The sequence below is a fragment of the Bradyrhizobium sp. SZCCHNR1015 genome (genome assembly GCF_032489875.1).
Taxonomy (GTDB): domain Bacteria; phylum Pseudomonadota; class Alphaproteobacteria; order Rhizobiales; family Xanthobacteraceae; genus Bradyrhizobium.
On the sequence record NZ_JAUEYW010000022.1, the window covers coordinates 1 to 14,778 of the forward strand.

Genomic DNA, 14,778 nt, shown 5'->3' on the forward strand with positions numbered 1-14,778 from the left:
CCACCCCAACTTGCCAAAAACCCACAACAGTTGAGCCTCGCAATATGCGGAAGCTGAACCGGACAGCCGTGGGCTTGACCCGGCAATCCATCCATGGACGAAGCTTGTTCGCGAGATGGATGCGCGGGTCAAGCCCGCGCATGACGAGCTGAATTGGTCAGCCGAAGCGCCGGCCCGGCGCGACGGGCGTGCCGCGCAGGAAATCCGCGGCTTTCATCGGGCCCTTGCCGGCGCGCTGCAGCTCGGTCACGCGGATGGCGCCGTCGGCGCAGGCGATGGTGAGCTGCTCGTCGAGCACGGCGCCCGGCTCGCCCCGGCCGTCGGCGAGCGCGCAGCGCAGGATCTTCAAACGCGCCGCCTCGCCATCGAGCATGACCTCGCTCCAGGCGCCGGGGAACGGCGACAGGCCGTGGATGTGACGCAGCACCGTATGCGCCGGCTTCGTCCAGTCGATCCGCGCCTCGGCCTTCTCGATCTTGGCCGCATAGGTCACGCCGCCCTCGGCCTGCTTCGTCAACGTCAGCCCGCCGCGCTCCAGCGCGGCCATCGCCCGCACCATCAGGTCGGCGCCGATGCGCGACAGGCGATCGTGCAGGTCGGACGCCGTCATCGCGTCAGTGATGGGCAGACGCTCGGCCATCGCGACGTCGCCGGTGTCGAGACCGACATCCATCTTCATGACCATCACGCCGCTTTCGGCGTCCCCTGCCATGATGGCACGGTTGATCGGCGCGGCGCCGCGCCAGCGCGGCAGCAGCGAGGCGTGGAGGTTGTAGCAGCCGAGTTTTGGTGCATCGAGAATCGCCTGCGGCAGGATCATGCCATAGGCGACGACGACGGCGGCGTCGGCCTGGTGGGCGCAGAACGCAGCCAGCGCGTCCTCGGTCTTCAGCGTCTTCGGCGTGAGCACGGGAATGCCGAGCCGCCGCGCCTCGGTCTCGATCGGAGTCGGGACCAAGGCCAAGCCACGGCGGCCACCGGGCTTCGGCGCGCGCGTGTAGACGGCCACGATCTCGTGGCCGTGGCCGGCGAGCTCGAGCAGGGTCGGCACGGCGAAATCCGGCGTGCCCATGAAGATCAGGCGAAGCGGCATCTGGTGCGCCCCTCAAGGCTTCATCCTGCCGTCATTGGCCGGGCTCGTCCCGGCCATCCACGTCGCAATGCCAACGCGAGAGGCAAGACGTGGATGCCCGGGTCAAGCCCGGGCATGACGGAGGAGAGAGTTGATCGTTACTCGCCGGCGCGCTTGGCGGCCTTGGTGAACTTCTTCATCACGCGGTCGCGCTTGAGCTTCGACAGATAGTCGATGAACAGCACGCCGTTGAGATGGTCGATCTCGTGCTGGATGCAGGTGGCGTAGAGCCCCTCCGCATCCTCCTCGCGGACCAGCCCGTCGAGATCGGTGAAGCGCACGCGCACACGCGCCGGCCGCTCGACCTCCTCGTAATATTCGGGGATCGACAGGCAGCCTTCCTCGTAGACCGACAGCTCGTCCGACTTGGCAACGATCTCCGGATTGATGAAGACGCGCGGCTCGCGCTTGCCTTCCCCGTTCGCGTCGGGCTTGGCCAGATCCATGGTGATGACGCGCAGCGGCTGCGCGACCTGAATCGCTGCGAGCCCGATGCCTGGCGCGTCGTACATGGTCTGAAACATGTCGTCGACCAGCTGCCGGATCTCCGGCGTGACCTTCTCGACCGGCTTGGACACCAGCCGCAACTGCCGGTCCGGCAGGATGATGATTTCTCTTAGGGACATGGCGCGCGATTTAAGCCGCGGAACCGGCGCGGTCAATGTGATGGCTCGCAGTTAAGACTTCGCTAACCATGAATTTCAATGTCTCGCTAACCATGATTCTTTACCCGGCCTTAACCATAAATGTTCTCTCTTCGTTCGCGAACTCTTGCGAATCGGATAGACGGGGGTGATGACCGCCAGCCAGTCCCTCAATCCTGTCGTCGTCATGATCGGCGATCTGCCGGTGCGCGCCAGCGACGCGCTGATCGGGTTTGGCGTGCTGGTTCTGCTCCTGCTGCTGATGATCGTCGCGGCCGTGGTGCGCTCCGGCCGGCGCGGCGCCGAGCTCGCGGCCCAGCAGGCGATGCGCGCCGATGAGATCGAACAGCGGTTCGGCGAGATGATCCGGGTGCAGAGCGAGGCCTCCGGCCGGGTCGACGCGATGGCGCAGCTGCTTGCCGGGCGGCAGGTGGACCTGGCGCGCAGCGTCAACGAGCGGCTCGACGCCGTCACCCATCGCGTCGGCCAATCGATGGAGCAGACCACGCGCCACACCATGGATTCCTTGCGCGTGCTGCACGAGCGGCTCGGCATCATCGACAACGCGCATCGCGATCTCAGCGAGCTCACGACACAGGTCACGACCTTGCGCGACGTGCTCGCCAACAAGCAGTCGCGCGGCGCATTCGGCCAGGCGCGCATGGAGGCGATCGTCCAGGACGGGCTGCCGAAGGGCAGCTACGCCTTCCAGTACACGCTCGTCAGCGGCAAGCGGCCGGACTGCGTCGTGTTCCTGCCCGACACGCGGCCGCTGTGCATCGACGCCAAGTTTCCGCTCGAGGCAGTGACCGCGCTGCACGACGCGGAGACGGAGGACGAAAAGCGCGCCGCCGCGCAGCGGCTGCGCACCGACGTGCTGCGCCACGTCAACGACATCGCCGAGAAGTACCTCGTGGTCGGCGAGACGCAGGACACGGCGCTGATGTTCGTGCCGTCGGAATCGGTCTACGCCGAGATCCATGACGGCTTCGACGACGTCATCCAGAGAGCCTATCGCGCCCGTGTCGTGCTGGTGTCGCCGTCGCTGCTGATGCTCGCGATCCAGGTCATGCAGCAGATCATGAAGGACGCGCGCATCCGCGACGCCGCTGACCAGATCCGCAACGAGGTGATCCATTTGGGCGACGACCTCGGCCGCCTGCGCGAGCGCGTGCTCAAGCTGCAGAAGCATTTTGGCGATGTCGGCGAGGACATCCGCCAGATCCTCATCTCCGCCGACAAGATCGAAAAGCGCGCCGCGCGGATCGAGGAGCTCGATTTCAGCAAGCCGGATGCGCCGGCGGACTCTCCGCGCATTGCGCCGGGCGCGGGCGCGACGCCGGACCTGTTTCCGCTGGCGGGGCGGATGCAGGCGGGGGAATGACCGCGGCGTCGCGAAAGCTGTCCAGATCTGCTACCACCCACCGATGACCGCACCTGACGCCGCCTCCGACATCAGAGCAACCGCTGCAAAGCCTGAGGCCAAGCCTGCCCCCACCTGGCGCGAGAGCATGGCCGTCTACCTGCAGCCGCGCGTGCTCGTGGTGCTGTTCCTCGGCTTCTCCTCAGGTCTGCCGCTGGCGCTGTCCGGCTCGACGCTTCAGATCTGGATGCGCGAGCTCGGCGTCGATCTCGGGACCATCGGGCTGTTCGCGCTGGTCGGCACGCCCTACACGCTGAAATTCCTTTGGGCGCCGCTGGTCGACGCGCTGCACGTGCCGCTGCTGACGCGCGCCTTCGGGCGGCGGCGCGGCTGGCTGGTGTTCGCGCAATTGCTGCTGATCGCGGCCATCCTGCTGCTGGCCGTGACTGACCCGGCGCATGCGCCGTTCATGGTCGCGCTGGCCGCGCTGCTGGTCGCCGCGATGTCGGCGACCCAGGACATCGTGGTCGATGCCTTCCGCGTCGAGAGCCTTCCGGAGAGCGAGCAGGCCGCGGGCATGGCGGCGTATGTCGCCGCCTACCGCATCGGCATGCTGGTCTCGACCGCCGGCGCGCTGGTGGTGGTCAGTGCATTCGAGAACTCGGGGTTGACGCGTCCGTCGTCCTGGATGTGGGGCTATGTCGCGATGGCCGGAATGGTGCTGATTGGCACGATCACGGCCCTCGCGGCGACCGAGCCGGCACAGTCGCAGCAGGCGGAGGCCGCGATGGGCGCGGACACCGCGCTCACCCGCGTGATGCATGCGGCCGCCGGAGCCTTCGTCGAGTTCCTCAGCCGACGTGATGCGCTCACGGCGCTCGCCTTCGTCGTGCTGTTCAAGTTCACCGACGCCTTCTCCGGCACGATGACCGCGCCGTTCGTGATCGATCTCGGCTTCAGCAAGGTCGACTACGCAGCGATCGTGAAAGGCGTCGGCCTCGCCGCCACGCTCGCCGGCGGCTTTGCCGGCGGCTTCGTCGCGCGGCGCTATTCGCTCGCCACCAGCCTGTGGATCGGCGGCATCGTGCAGGCGCTGGCCAACCTGTCGTTCTCATGGCTCGCCATCGTCGGAGTCAATCAATGGGCGCTGGCGCTGGCGATCTCTGCGGAGAACTTCACCAGCGCGATCGGCACCGTGATCTTCGTCGCCTATCTCTCTGCGCTGTGCCAGAATCCGCTGCACACCGCGACCCAATATGCGCTGCTCACCGCACTCGCCGCGGTTGGACGAACCTATCTGTCATCGGGCGCGGGCTATGTGGCGAAGGCGACCGGCTGGCCCACATTCTTCGTCATCTGCGCGCTCGTCGCGATCCCGAGCCTCGTGCTGCTTGCTTGGCTGCAGCGGCGCGGGCATTTCGATGAATTGGGGCCAGTGAAGGTCTAGCTGCCGCCTGGAGTTAGACTGTCATCCTCCGCGAAGGCGGGTGATCCGGCATTGCGGAGACGTCGGCGATCGACCGCGAGACCGCGGCGTACTGGATCGCCCGGTCAAGCGGGGCGATGACAGCGGAAATCGTGGCGTTGCATTCGCGTGAATGCTCCCAGCGGCCTCAACGCTTCACCAAGCTCCACTTGGTCACGACCGCCTCGCTCATCTGTCCCGCATCCTGCGCGCAGGCGATCTCGTCGACCTTGACCGCGATCTGCTTGCCGAGCAGCCCCTTGAGCTGCGACGCCTGCGCCGTGTTCGCGGTGACGAGCTGGAACGTCTCCGGGCCGGTCTCGAGATTGCACAGCCCGCTCGGCGGCGGCAGGCGGCGCGGCTCGCTGGTGATCTGATAGGCGGCGGAGGGCTGGCCCGGCTTGGCGCCTTTCAGCTTCAGCGCGTTCAGCTCGCCGGACAGCACGTCACCAGCATTGAGCGGCTTGCCGACCTTCTGCGGTGTCTCGCTCTGCTGCGCCAGGACGGACGGAGCCGAGAGCGCCACCCAAATCGCGCCCAAAGCCAGCCGTTTGCCGAATCCGCGTTTCGTCATCATTCCACTTTCGTCTGTGCCTAGAACAAGGTCCGCTGCCGCATCGCGGCCGAGAGCGTGCCTTCGTCGAGATAGTCGAGCTCGCCGCCGACCGGCACGCCATGCGCCAGCCGCGTGACCTTGACGTTCGCCTCCTGCAGGAGGTCGGTGATGTAGTGGGCGGTGGTCTGGCCATCGACCGTCGCGTTCAATGCGAGGATGATCTCCTGCACCTCCGGCGCATGCGCGCGCTGCACCAGCGCGTCGATGGTGAGGTCCTGCGGACCGACTCCGTCGAGCGGCGACAAGGTGCCGCCGAGCACGTGATAGCGGCCGTTCGAGGCCTTGGCGCGCTCCAGCGCCCAGAGATCGGCGACATCGGCGACGACGACGATCATCGCGGGATCGCGCCGCGGATCGGTGCACACCGTACAGGGATTCTGGGTATCGATGTTGCCGCAGGTCTTGCAGACCTGGATGCGGTCGATCGCGACCTGCAGCGCCGAGGCGAGCGGCACCATCAGCGCCTCGCGCTTCTTGATCAGATGGAGCGCGGCACGCCGCGCCGAGCGCGGCCCGAGGCCGGGCAGGCGCGCAAGCAGCTGGATCAGGCGTTCGATCTCAGGACCGGCGACGGCCATCAGTTCACGAATGTCATCGGGTCAACTAACCAAAACCGAAGCCTGGCGGCAGGCCGAGCTTGCCGGTGATGGCCTGCATCTTCTCCTGCATCGCGGCTTCCGCCTTGCGCCGCGCGTCGCCGTGCGCGGTGACCAGCAGGTCCTCCAGGATCTCGGCCTCCTCCGGCTTGAGCAGCGACGGATCGATCTTGATGCTCTTCACGTCCATCTTCGCGGTCATGCGCACGGCAACCAGACCGCCGCCCGAGATGCCCTCGACCTCGACGTTGCCGAGCTCCTCCTGCATCTCCTGCATCTTCGTCTGCAGCTGCGCCGCCTGTTTCATCATGCCGAGAAAGTCAGCCATCGGAGCACCTCATCATCAGCCTTCCTGTTGAGCATGATCTTCGCGCAAATGCGTTTGGCGTTTTCGCGAGGAAGACCGGTTTCCACGTTTCGGACCATGCTCTAGAAATCATCATCGTCGGACTCGTCGGGCGGCTCGACAGCACTGGCGTCCGATTCGGGCGGCTCGGGGGCGAGCCGACGCACTTCGATCACCTTGGTGCCCGGGAACCGCGCCAGGATCTCCTGCACGCGCGGATCGGCCTCGGCCGCTGCCTCGCGTTCGCTCTTGGCGCGCAGATTCTGCTCGCGCAAGGTCGCCTGGCCCGGCTCGTTGGAAACGATCACCGTCCAGCGCCGGCCGGTCCAGTCTTCCAGCTTGCGGCCGAGGTCCGAGACAAGCGAGCGCTGCGCCGTCCGTTCCAGCGCGATCTCCAGCCGTCCCTCCTCGAAGCGGACCAGCCGCACGTCCATCTCGAGCGCGCTCTTGGTGATCAGGTCACGATTCTTGCCGGCCAGCGCGACGAGTTCCTGGAAGCTCGCTAGGCGCAGCGCGGGCTGGTCCTGCGATGCCGGTGACGGCTGCGATGCCATCGCCTGCGGTCGCACCGAACCGCCGACCGCGGCGAGCGTCGGGCCTTGCGCGCGCGGCGCCTGCATCGGCGCCGGCGTCATCACAGGCGCCGTTCCCGCGCTCATGGTGGATGCCGGCGCAGCGCGCGCCCCGCCGCCGTTCGTGACGATTGGCGAGCCACCACCGTTCTGGTCGATCATCCGAATGGCTTCGTCAGGCGTCGGCAGATCGGCGGCATAGGCGATGCGCACCAGAACCATTTCCGCCGCAGCCGCAGGCCGCGTCGCGCCTTGAGTCTCGGCGATGCCCTTGAGCAGCATCTGCCACATCCGCGACAGCACGCGCATCGACAGCTTGGTGGCGAAGTCGCGTGCGCGCAGCCGCTCGGTCTCGCTGAAGGCGACATTGTCAGCGGTCGCCGGCACGACCTTCACCCGGGTCACGAAGTTGACGAACTCGGCGAGGTCGGACAGCACGACCACGGGGTCGGCGCCGACGTCGTACTGCTCGCGGAATTCCTTGAAGGCGGCGGCGATGTCGCCGCTGGCGAGATGGTGGAACAGATCGATGACGCGGGTGCGGTCGGCGAGGCCGAGCATCTGCCGGACATCGTCGGCGCGGACCTCGCCGGCGCTGTGCGCGATCGCCTGATCGAGCAGCGACAGCGAATCGCGCACCGAGCCTTCTGCGGCGCGCGCGATGATGCCGAGCGCCTCGGGCTCGATCGTGACGCCTTCCTTGGTCGCGATGCCAGCAAGATGCTTCATCAGCACGTCGGCCTCGACCCGGCGCAGATCGAAGCGCTGGCAGCGCGACAGCACCGTGACCGGCACTTTGCGGATCTCGGTGGTGGCGAACACGAATTTGGCGTGCTCCGGCGGCTCCTCCAAGGTCTTCAGGAAGGCGTTGAACGCCGCCGTCGACAGCATGTGGACTTCGTCGATGATGTAGACCTTGTAGCGCGCGCTGGCCGGCGCATAGCGCACGCTGTCATTGATCTGGCGGACATCGTCGACGCCGGTATGCGACGCCGCGTCCATTTCCAGGATGTCCATGTGCCGGCTTTCCATGATCGCCTGGCAATGGGTGCCGAGCACCGGCATGTGGATCGTCGGGCCCTTCACCGAACCGTCGGGCAGCTCGTAGTTCAGGGCGCGGGCGAGGATGCGGGCGGTGGTGGTCTTGCCGACGCCGCGGACGCCAGTCAGGATCCAGGCCTGCGGAATCCGGCCGGTCTCGAACGCGTTCGAGACCGTGCGCACCACGGCCTCCTGGCCGATCAGATCCGCGAAGCTGGAGGGGCGGTATTTGCGCGCCAGCACCCGGTAGGGCTTGGCGGGAGCGTCGGCGCTGTCAGGCGGAACAGGTGGGGCGCCAGCGTCAGTCATCGAGCGATCCGCAAGTGAGCATTCCAGTCCGGCATCGATCGCGATCGTCGACGCCATCAGCCTCGACGCAATCAACCGGAGCGCGGTCGAGCGCCCGCCCTGCGCGGGGTCCCCGCCATCTTTGCGCGATTCGCTCGAAAAAACAGGTAGGAGACTGACGAGCGACCCGATCCGGACCTCGTTAGGGCTGCTTCCTTCCGGACCTGACCCGGTTGGCGAGTGGCTCGTCCACCGCCAATCTCCCGCTGCCTATTTGGGGCCAAATGGTCCGGAAAGCAAGCGCGAGCTTCGCCGGCCCGCTCTACGGCCCCGCGGGCTTGTGCCGCAGCTCGGAAAGGCTTTAGGTGCCGTCGAGCTCCCGCCTGACCATCCGCCAGGAACCGCCGCATGCCCGAATCAGCCTGGTCGCTGCATCCGCAACTTGCGAAGGATACGATCGACATTGGCGACCTGCCGCTGTCCCGCGTGCTGGTGATCAAGGACGCGAACTATCCCTGGCTGCTGCTGGTGCCGCGGCGCGAGGGCGCGGTCGAGATCATCGATCTCGACGAGGTCGCGCAGGCGCAACTGATGACCGAGATCACGCGGACGTCACGCGCGCTCAAAGAGATCACCAAATGCGACAAACTCAACGTCGCCGCGCTCGGCAACATGGTGCCGCAGTTGCACGTCCACATCATCGCGCGACGCACAAGTGACGTGGCCTGGCCGCGACCGGTGTGGGGCGCCGCGCCGCCTGTGCCCCACGATGCGCAGGAGGTGCAGCAGTTCATCAGCGCTATCAGGCGCAAGATCTGGCTAGGGTGAGAGATGTCGCCATTCGACTCGTTTCCGCTGGGCAAGCCGGCCTTCGTCGGCCATCCGATCGATCGCGCCGCCCATCTGCGCTTCCACGAAGACAAGCTGATTGCCTTCGAGAGCAAGCCGTCGACGCGGGCCTATGTCGTGCATCGCGATTCGCTGGTGCTGAAGCGCGAGGGCGACCAGCTGCGCGCGCTGCTGTCGATCGACGAGGCGCTGAAGTTCGGTGCCAATCCGGGAACGATCTTCCTCGGGCTGCAGGACGGAGCGGCCGTGTTCGGCATGGGCATCTCGCCGGCCGCGGTCGAGAAGCTCGCCGGGCGGGAGGACGTGTCCGTGACCGAGTTGCGCGGCATGGCGATGCAGGGCGCGATCCCGGTCGACCAGCTCGCCACCATCGCGATGGCCAAGTCCCTGGTGTCCTGGCATCAGCGCCACGGCTTCTGCGCCAATTGCGGCGCCAAGACCGCGATGCGCGAGGGCGGCTGGAAGCGCGAATGCCCGAGCTGCAAGACGGAGCATTTCCCGCGCACCGATCCGGTCGTGATCTCGCTGGTCGCCTCCGGCGACAAGTGCCTGCTCGGGCGGCAGAAGCAGTTTCCGACCGGCATGTATTCCTGCCTCGCCGGCTTCGTCGAGGCGGCTGAGACGATCGAGGACGCCGTCCGGCGCGAGGTGTTCGAAGAATCCGGCATTCGCTGCACCGACGTGACTTATTACATGACCCAGCCTTGGCCCTACCCGTCGTCGTTGATGATCGGCTGCAGCGCCCGGGCGCTCAACGAAGACATCGTCATCGACCGCACCGAGCTCGAGGACGTGCGCTGGTTCAGCCGCGACGAGGCCCGGCAGATGCTGCTGCGGCAGCATCCGGATGGCTTGGCGGGACCGCACCCGTTCGCCATTGCTCATCATCTGGTCGGCCGCTGGCTGAAAGAGAACGACGAGCGGTAACAGGAAACCACCCCACCCCGCCGCGGAAACCGTCAGCCCCGGCCGCAAAGGGCTGAACGGCCAACCCTTGTCTTGGAACGATTTTCTCTATATGAGGGTCATATAGCCTTCATATGGAACAAATTTCTCCATGACCGACGTCGCCGCCCAAGGCTCCGAGGCCAATCGCCGGCTCGATGCGATTGACCGCAAGATTCTGATGGTCCTGCAGGAGGACGCATCGCTGTCCGTCGCCGAGATCGGCGATCGGGTCGGATTGTCGTCGACACCGTGCTGGAAGCGCATCCAGCGGCTGGAGGCCGATGGCGTGATCCTGCGCCGGGTGGCCCTGGTCGATCAGAACAAGATCGGGCTCGGCATCTCCGTGTTCGTGTCGGTGGAGAGCGCGGACCATTCCGAGGCCTGGCTGCGCAAATTCGCCGAGGCGGTCAGCTCGATGCCGGAGGTGATGGAGTTCTACCGGATGGCCGGCGACGTCGACTACATGCTGCGCGTCGTCGTTGCGGACATGCAGAGCTACGATGTCTTCTACAAGAAGCTGATCAGCGCGGTGCCTCTCAAGAACGTCACCTCGCGCTTCGCCATGGAGAAGATCAAGTCGGTCACGGCGCTGCCGGTGCCGCCGGTCTGAGCCGAGCATTCCGGGCCGCTTGGACGTTGCAGCGCTGGCGTCCCCAAACTCAGGCGTCATCCCTAACGAACGTTTACCGGAAGTTATTCCCATCCCTCTATTCTTGGATGCGATGACGTCCGGTGCAACCATACCTCAGTCTTCGCGCCCGTGGCTCAATGCCACGGCGCTTCTGATCGCGAGCTTTGTCGGGGTCGCCGCGCTGTCACTCCAAGTGCGCGCGGGGAGCGAAATCGTGGCCGTCGCTTTCCCACCCTGGTGGAGCGCGCAACACGCAATGCTCGCCGCGGCCTCGGCTGACGCCGCGCTCGTGCGCACAACGGCCATTTCATCGCTGCTGGTCGTTCGTCCCGGCGAACACGACGGCTCGGCGCGGCTGCGCGAGGCCGGCGCCTGGCTCATCATCGATCCGCAGGCGGTCTCTGCCTGCTTTGCAAAATGATCAAAATGATCTCTTTGGGGGAATCGGAAATGAACGTCGAGACCAGCGATCTGGCAACCCTCCGGCACACGACCAGCAAGCTTCTGCTGGCGATGCTCTGGGTTCACGTTCCGCTCTCCCTCATCATCGGGCTGTCGCGCGGCGAATGGCTGATGCCGACCATGCTCATGGTCGTCATGGCAGTGGTGGCAACCCTTTCCTGGCGCAGCGCCGGCGACGCCTTGTCGACCCAGCTCACCGTCGCAGTCGCCGTCATGGGCGGCGTATCCGTGCTCGTCTACCAGATGTCCGGACATCCCTGGCAGATCGACATGCACATGTATTTTTTCGCCGCGCTCGCCTGTCTGGTCGCATATTGCGACTACCGGCCGATCCTGGCCGGCACGGTCGCCGTCGCGCTTCATCATCTGGTCCTCAACTTCGTCTTTCCTGCAGCGATCTACCCGGGCGGCGCTGATTTCGGCCGCGTTGTGCTGCATGCGGTCATCCTGCTGATCGAGGCCGGCGTTCTCATCGCCCTTGCGCTCAAGCTGACGCAGCTGTTCGAAACCAGCGCGCGCAAGACCGCGGAAGCCGAATCGGCGATCGCTGCCGAAGCGCGCGCCAACGCCGAGCGGTTCGAGGCCGAGCAACGCGTCAAGCAGCAGGCCGATCTTGCCCGTCGCGAGCTCGCCGAAGGCTTCGAGCGCAAGATCGGCGGCATCGTCGAGGCGGTGGCCGTCGCCGCCAACGAGATGCAGAGCCTGTCCTCGTCGATGAGCCGGAGCAGCGCGGAGTCCTCGCGCCAGACGTCGGCCGCGGCCGGCGCCTCGCAACAGGCGTCGACCAATGTCGAGACGGTCGCTGCCGCAACGGAAGAGCTGACCGCGTCGATCAACAATATCTCACAGCAGGTGACGCGGTCGGCGGAGATCGCCGCGAAAGCGGCGGACGAAGCTCGCCGCACCAACACGGTGGTCGAGAGCCTGGCTGCCGGCACCCAGAAGATCGGCGAGGTGGTGACGCTGATCCAGACGATCGCCAGCCAGACCAACCTGCTGGCGCTGAACGCCACCATCGAGGCGGCGCGCGCCGGCGAGCACGGCAAGGGTTTTGCCGTCGTGGCAAGCGAGGTCAAGGCGCTCGCCAACCAGACCGCGAAGGCCACCGAGGAAATTTCCAGCCAGGTGCAGAGCATTCAGAGCGCAACGGGTGACGCCGTCTCCGCCATCCAGGCGATCGGGGGAACGATTGCCGAGATCGACGACATCTCCAAGGAGATCGCCACCGCGGTCGAGCAGCAGGGCCTCGCCACCGGGGAAATTTCCGGCAACGTACAGCAGGCGGCCGAAGGCACGCGGCTGGTCAGCCAAAGCATGGGCAGCGTGACCCGCGCTTCCGACGAGACCGGCAGCGCCGCCTCGCGGCTGCTGGAATCCGCGAACGGACTCACCTCGCAATCGAGCCGGCTCAAATCCGAGGTCGATCAGTTCCTGAGCTCCCTGAGGGCCGCTTGATCGCATCGAACAGGATGGGATCGGCGCGAGCATCGGCCCTAGCGGGATATCATCAACGCGGCCTCAGATCGTCTGGTTGTAGGCGCCGACTTCGGGATGCGTCCGCAGCACCTCGTTGACCGCCTCGAACATGTCGTGCATGCGCCGCTCGGACACCGGGCTTTCGACCACCACCACGAGTTCGGGCTTGTTCGATGAGGCCCGCACCAGACCCCAGCTGCCGTCTTCGACCGTGACGCGGACGCCGTTGACGGTGACGAGATCGCGGATCTGCTGCCCCGCCACCTTGCCGCCCTGCCGCTGCAGCGCCTGGAAGTGCTTCACGACGGCGTCGGCGACGCCGTATTTGACCTCGTCGCCACAATGCGGCGACATGGTCGGCGACGACCAGGTCTTTGGCAGCGCGTCCTTCAGGTCGGCCATCGACTTGCCCGGCGCCCGATCGAGCATCTCGCAGATCGCGATCGCCGAGACCAGACCGTCGTCATAGCCCCGCCCGAACGGGCGGTTGAAGAAGAAGTGGCCCGACTTCTCGAAGCCGGCAAGCGCACCGAGCTCGTTGGTGCGGCGCTTCATGTAGGAATGGCCTGTCTTCCAATACGCCGTCTTCGCGCCCTGCGCCTGCAGCACGGGATCGGTCATGAACAGGCCGGTTGACTTCACGTCGACGACAAACTGCGCGTCCTTGTGGATCACCGACATGTCGCGCGCCAGCATCACGCCGACCTTGTCCGCGAAGATCTCCTCGCCGGTGTTGTCGACTACGCCGCAGCGATCGCCGTCGCCATCGAAGCCGAGGCCGACATCGGCCTTATGCGCGAGCACGGCATCGCGGATGGCATGCAGCATCTCCATGTCTTCGGGATTGGGATTGTATTTCGGGAAGGTGTGATCGAGCTCGGTGTCGAGCGGAATGACCTCGCAGCCGATCGCCTCGAGCACGTCAGGCGCGAACGCGCCGGCGGTGCCGTTGCCGCAGGCCGCAACGACCTTGAGCCTGCGCTTCAGCTTCGGCCTGCTGGTGAGGTCGGCGATGTAGCGCGCCGGGAAATTCTCGTGGAACTGATAGGATCCACCGCCGGCGTTCTTGAACTCGGCGTTGAGCACGATCTCCTTCAGCCGGGTCATCTCTTCGGGGCCGAAGGTCAGCGGGCGGTTGGCACCCATCTTCACGCCGGTCCACCCATTGTCGTTGTGCGAGGCGGTCACCATGGCGACGCAGGGCACGTCGAGATCGAACTGGGCGAAATAGGCCATCGGCGTCACGGCAAGGCCGATGTCGTGCACCTTGCAGCCGGCGGCCATCAGGCCCGAGATCAGGGCGTATTTGATCGAGGCGGAGTAGCCGCGGAAATCGTGCCCGGTCACGATCTCCCGCTGGACGCCGCGTTCGGCGATCAGCGCGCCCAGCCCCATGCCGAGCGCCTGCACCCCCATCAAGTTGATTTCCTTGTTGAACAGCCAGCGCGCGTCATATTCGCGGAAGCCCGTCGGCTTCACCATCGGCTCGGATTCGAAGGCGTAGGTATTGGGAACCAGGACGGGCTTGGGTTTCGGAAACATCAGGAGACGGCCTCGGGAAATCACATCAACGGAAGAATGCAGTCGTGCCTGATACGACGTCGGACGACAATGGCAGAAGGCAGATGAATGCAGGCAACAATCAGGCGGGACCGCCCCGTCCGCTGAACCAATCCGCCTGCCGGTATATGGGGGCCGTCACTGCATGCACCAAGATGCGGTGAAGGCGCAGCCTACTGCTCCAACACCATCTGGCCGTTGGCGTAGGCGAAGCGCTTCAGCTTGGACAGGAATGACAGGCCAAGCAGGTTCTCCGACAGCGCGGTATCGGGCAGCACCAGGGCATCGACGTCGCGCACGGTGAGCTCGCCGAGCTCGACCATCGCGAGCCTGGCGCGGGCCGCCTTCACGGTGCCGTTCGCCGTGGTCACGGTGGCGGTGTAGTCGCCGCGCGCCGGACGGAGGCCGAAGCGGGCGGCCGAACTCTCGTTCAGCGCGACCATCGAGGCGCCGGTATCCACCATGAAGCTGATGCGCTGACCGTCGATGCGGCCGTCGGCGCGGAAGTGACCGCGACGGTCGGTCGGAATGCTGAGGCTGCGCTGGCCCGCGGCAGAGGATTCCACCGTGGCAACCCGCGCGGACGGTGTCGCGGATGCCGACGCGGGGGTCAGGCGATCGGCCAGTTGCGCCATGAAGGTGCCGAGACCGACGAGAACGGCCGCAAAGATCATTATGTTACGCATGACGCAAACGCCCGACTTTACCCCGCAACCGATTTGACCATCAAAGCCGCTGACGGGCGACTGCGAGTGACCGGCTGCCGCCGCCATTTTGGCGAAAACGATG

15 protein-coding genes and 1 other RNA gene are annotated in these 14,778 nt (G+C 66.0%); 7 read left to right on the forward strand and 9 right to left on the reverse strand.

Translation table 11 applies throughout. The annotated features are described in order from the left end of the window. Positions 1-157 precede the first annotated feature (157 nt). Complete coding sequence (gene fmt / locus QX128_RS29865; RefSeq protein WP_316239314.1) at positions 158-1,093, reverse strand: methionyl-tRNA formyltransferase; 936 nt, start codon at positions 1,091-1,093, stop codon at positions 158-160. 137 nt (positions 1,094-1,230) lie between these two features. Next, positions 1,231-1,758: a peptide deformylase gene (gene def, locus QX128_RS29870; RefSeq protein ID WP_315800481.1), complete on the reverse strand. Its 528-nt coding sequence runs from the start codon at positions 1,756-1,758 to the stop codon at positions 1,231-1,233. A 169-nt stretch (positions 1,759-1,927) separates the two neighbouring features. On the opposite strand from def, the gene QX128_RS29875 reads away from it, so the two are divergent. Further along, positions 1,928-3,160, forward strand: a complete 1,233-nt coding sequence (locus tag QX128_RS29875) for a DNA recombination protein RmuC (RefSeq protein ID WP_316239315.1) — start codon at positions 1,928-1,930, stop codon at positions 3,158-3,160. A 43-nt stretch (positions 3,161-3,203) separates the two neighbouring features. Further along, positions 3,204-4,586, forward strand: coding sequence for an AmpG family muropeptide MFS transporter (locus QX128_RS29880; RefSeq protein WP_315800482.1), 1,383 nt, complete (start codon positions 3,204-3,206; stop codon positions 4,584-4,586). A gap of 166 nt (positions 4,587-4,752) precedes the next feature. Here the strand turns inward: QX128_RS29880 and QX128_RS29885 are convergent, their stop codons facing one another. From QX128_RS29885 to ffs, 5 genes are all read right to left on the reverse strand, one after another. After that, positions 4,753-5,178 (reverse strand): hypothetical protein, encoded by a 426-nt coding sequence (locus tag QX128_RS29885; protein ID WP_315800898.1) that lies wholly within the window; start codon positions 5,176-5,178, stop codon positions 4,753-4,755. Between the two features lie 20 nt (positions 5,179-5,198). Then, the gene (gene recR, locus QX128_RS29890) at positions 5,199-5,798 is read right to left on the reverse strand and encodes a recombination mediator RecR (protein ID WP_315715349.1); all 600 of its coding nucleotides are present in this window, start codon (positions 5,796-5,798) and stop codon (positions 5,199-5,201) included. A 25-nt stretch (positions 5,799-5,823) separates the two neighbouring features. Then, complete coding sequence (locus QX128_RS29895; RefSeq protein WP_315715348.1) at positions 5,824-6,144, reverse strand: YbaB/EbfC family nucleoid-associated protein; 321 nt, start codon at positions 6,142-6,144, stop codon at positions 5,824-5,826. A gap of 101 nt (positions 6,145-6,245) precedes the next feature. Continuing rightward, positions 6,246-8,084 carry a DNA polymerase III subunit gamma/tau gene (locus tag QX128_RS29900; RefSeq protein WP_316239316.1) on the reverse strand — a complete coding sequence of 613 codons (1,839 nt, stop codon included), beginning with the start codon at positions 8,082-8,084 and terminating at the stop codon, positions 6,246-6,248. A 146-nt stretch (positions 8,085-8,230) separates the two neighbouring features. Next, positions 8,231-8,327: signal recognition particle sRNA small type (gene ffs, locus QX128_RS29905), an RNA gene on the reverse strand. A 144-nt stretch (positions 8,328-8,471) separates the two neighbouring features. Here ffs and QX128_RS29910 point away from each other — a divergent pair. The 5 genes from QX128_RS29910 to QX128_RS29930 all read left to right on the forward strand — a co-directional run bounded on the left by QX128_RS29910 (position 8,472) and on the right by QX128_RS29930 (position 12,408). Then, positions 8,472-8,891, forward strand: a complete 420-nt coding sequence (locus QX128_RS29910) for an HIT family protein (protein ID WP_316239317.1) — start codon at positions 8,472-8,474, stop codon at positions 8,889-8,891. A gap of 3 nt (positions 8,892-8,894) precedes the next feature. Continuing rightward, a complete protein-coding gene (gene nudC / locus QX128_RS29915; protein WP_316239318.1) occupies positions 8,895-9,839 on the forward strand; it encodes an NAD(+) diphosphatase in 945 nt (314 codons plus the stop codon). Between the two features lie 130 nt (positions 9,840-9,969). Next, complete coding sequence (locus QX128_RS29920; RefSeq protein WP_315715344.1) at positions 9,970-10,470, forward strand: Lrp/AsnC family transcriptional regulator; 501 nt, start codon at positions 9,970-9,972, stop codon at positions 10,468-10,470. 112 nt (positions 10,471-10,582) lie between these two features. Beyond that, complete coding sequence (locus QX128_RS29925; RefSeq protein ID WP_316239319.1) at positions 10,583-10,912, forward strand: hypothetical protein; 330 nt, start codon at positions 10,583-10,585, stop codon at positions 10,910-10,912. A gap of 29 nt (positions 10,913-10,941) precedes the next feature. After that, complete coding sequence (locus QX128_RS29930) at positions 10,942-12,408, forward strand: methyl-accepting chemotaxis protein (RefSeq protein WP_316239320.1); 1,467 nt, start codon at positions 10,942-10,944, stop codon at positions 12,406-12,408. Positions 12,409-12,471: 63 nt separating this feature from the next. Here the strand turns inward: QX128_RS29930 and QX128_RS29935 are convergent, their stop codons facing one another. Further along, positions 12,472-13,971, reverse strand: a complete 1,500-nt coding sequence (locus QX128_RS29935; protein ID WP_316239321.1) for a phosphomannomutase/phosphoglucomutase — start codon at positions 13,969-13,971, stop codon at positions 12,472-12,474. A gap of 191 nt (positions 13,972-14,162) precedes the next feature. Next, positions 14,163-14,663, reverse strand: coding sequence for a TIGR02281 family clan AA aspartic protease (locus QX128_RS29940; protein ID WP_316183297.1), 501 nt, complete (start codon positions 14,661-14,663; stop codon positions 14,163-14,165). Positions 14,664-14,778: the final 115 nt, after the last annotated feature.

Bases quoted from the DNA above. Each gene is read 5' to 3' on its own strand.
- QX128_RS29900 (WP_316239316.1), bottom strand. From the start codon at position 8,084: ATGACTGACGCTGGCGCCCCACCTGTTCCGCCTGACAGCGCCGACGCT.
- QX128_RS29895 (WP_315715348.1), bottom strand. From the start codon at position 6,144: ATGGCTGACTTTCTCGGCATGATGAAACAGGCGGCGCAGCTGCAGACG.
- QX128_RS29880 (WP_315800482.1), top strand. From the start codon at position 3,204: ATGACCGCACCTGACGCCGCCTCCGACATCAGAGCAACCGCTGCAAAG.
- def (WP_315800481.1), bottom strand. From the start codon at position 1,758: ATGTCCCTAAGAGAAATCATCATCCTGCCGGACCGGCAGTTGCGGCTG.
- QX128_RS29940 (WP_316183297.1), bottom strand. From the start codon at position 14,663: ATGATCTTTGCGGCCGTTCTCGTCGGTCTCGGCACCTTCATGGCGCAA.
- QX128_RS29875 (WP_316239315.1), top strand. From the start codon at position 1,928: ATGACCGCCAGCCAGTCCCTCAATCCTGTCGTCGTCATGATCGGCGAT.
- QX128_RS29920 (WP_315715344.1), top strand. From the start codon at position 9,970: ATGACCGACGTCGCCGCCCAAGGCTCCGAGGCCAATCGCCGGCTCGAT.
- fmt (WP_316239314.1), bottom strand. From the start codon at position 1,093: ATGCCGCTTCGCCTGATCTTCATGGGCACGCCGGATTTCGCCGTGCCG.
- QX128_RS29925 (WP_316239319.1), top strand. From the start codon at position 10,583: ATGACGTCCGGTGCAACCATACCTCAGTCTTCGCGCCCGTGGCTCAAT.
- recR (WP_315715349.1), bottom strand. From the start codon at position 5,798: ATGGCCGTCGCCGGTCCTGAGATCGAACGCCTGATCCAGCTGCTTGCG.
- nudC (WP_316239318.1), top strand. From the start codon at position 8,895: ATGTCGCCATTCGACTCGTTTCCGCTGGGCAAGCCGGCCTTCGTCGGC.
- QX128_RS29930 (WP_316239320.1), top strand. From the start codon at position 10,942: ATGAACGTCGAGACCAGCGATCTGGCAACCCTCCGGCACACGACCAGC.
- QX128_RS29910 (WP_316239317.1), top strand. From the start codon at position 8,472: ATGCCCGAATCAGCCTGGTCGCTGCATCCGCAACTTGCGAAGGATACG.
- QX128_RS29885 (WP_315800898.1), bottom strand. From the start codon at position 5,178: ATGACGAAACGCGGATTCGGCAAACGGCTGGCTTTGGGCGCGATTTGG.
- QX128_RS29935 (WP_316239321.1), bottom strand. From the start codon at position 13,971: ATGTTTCCGAAACCCAAGCCCGTCCTGGTTCCCAATACCTACGCCTTC.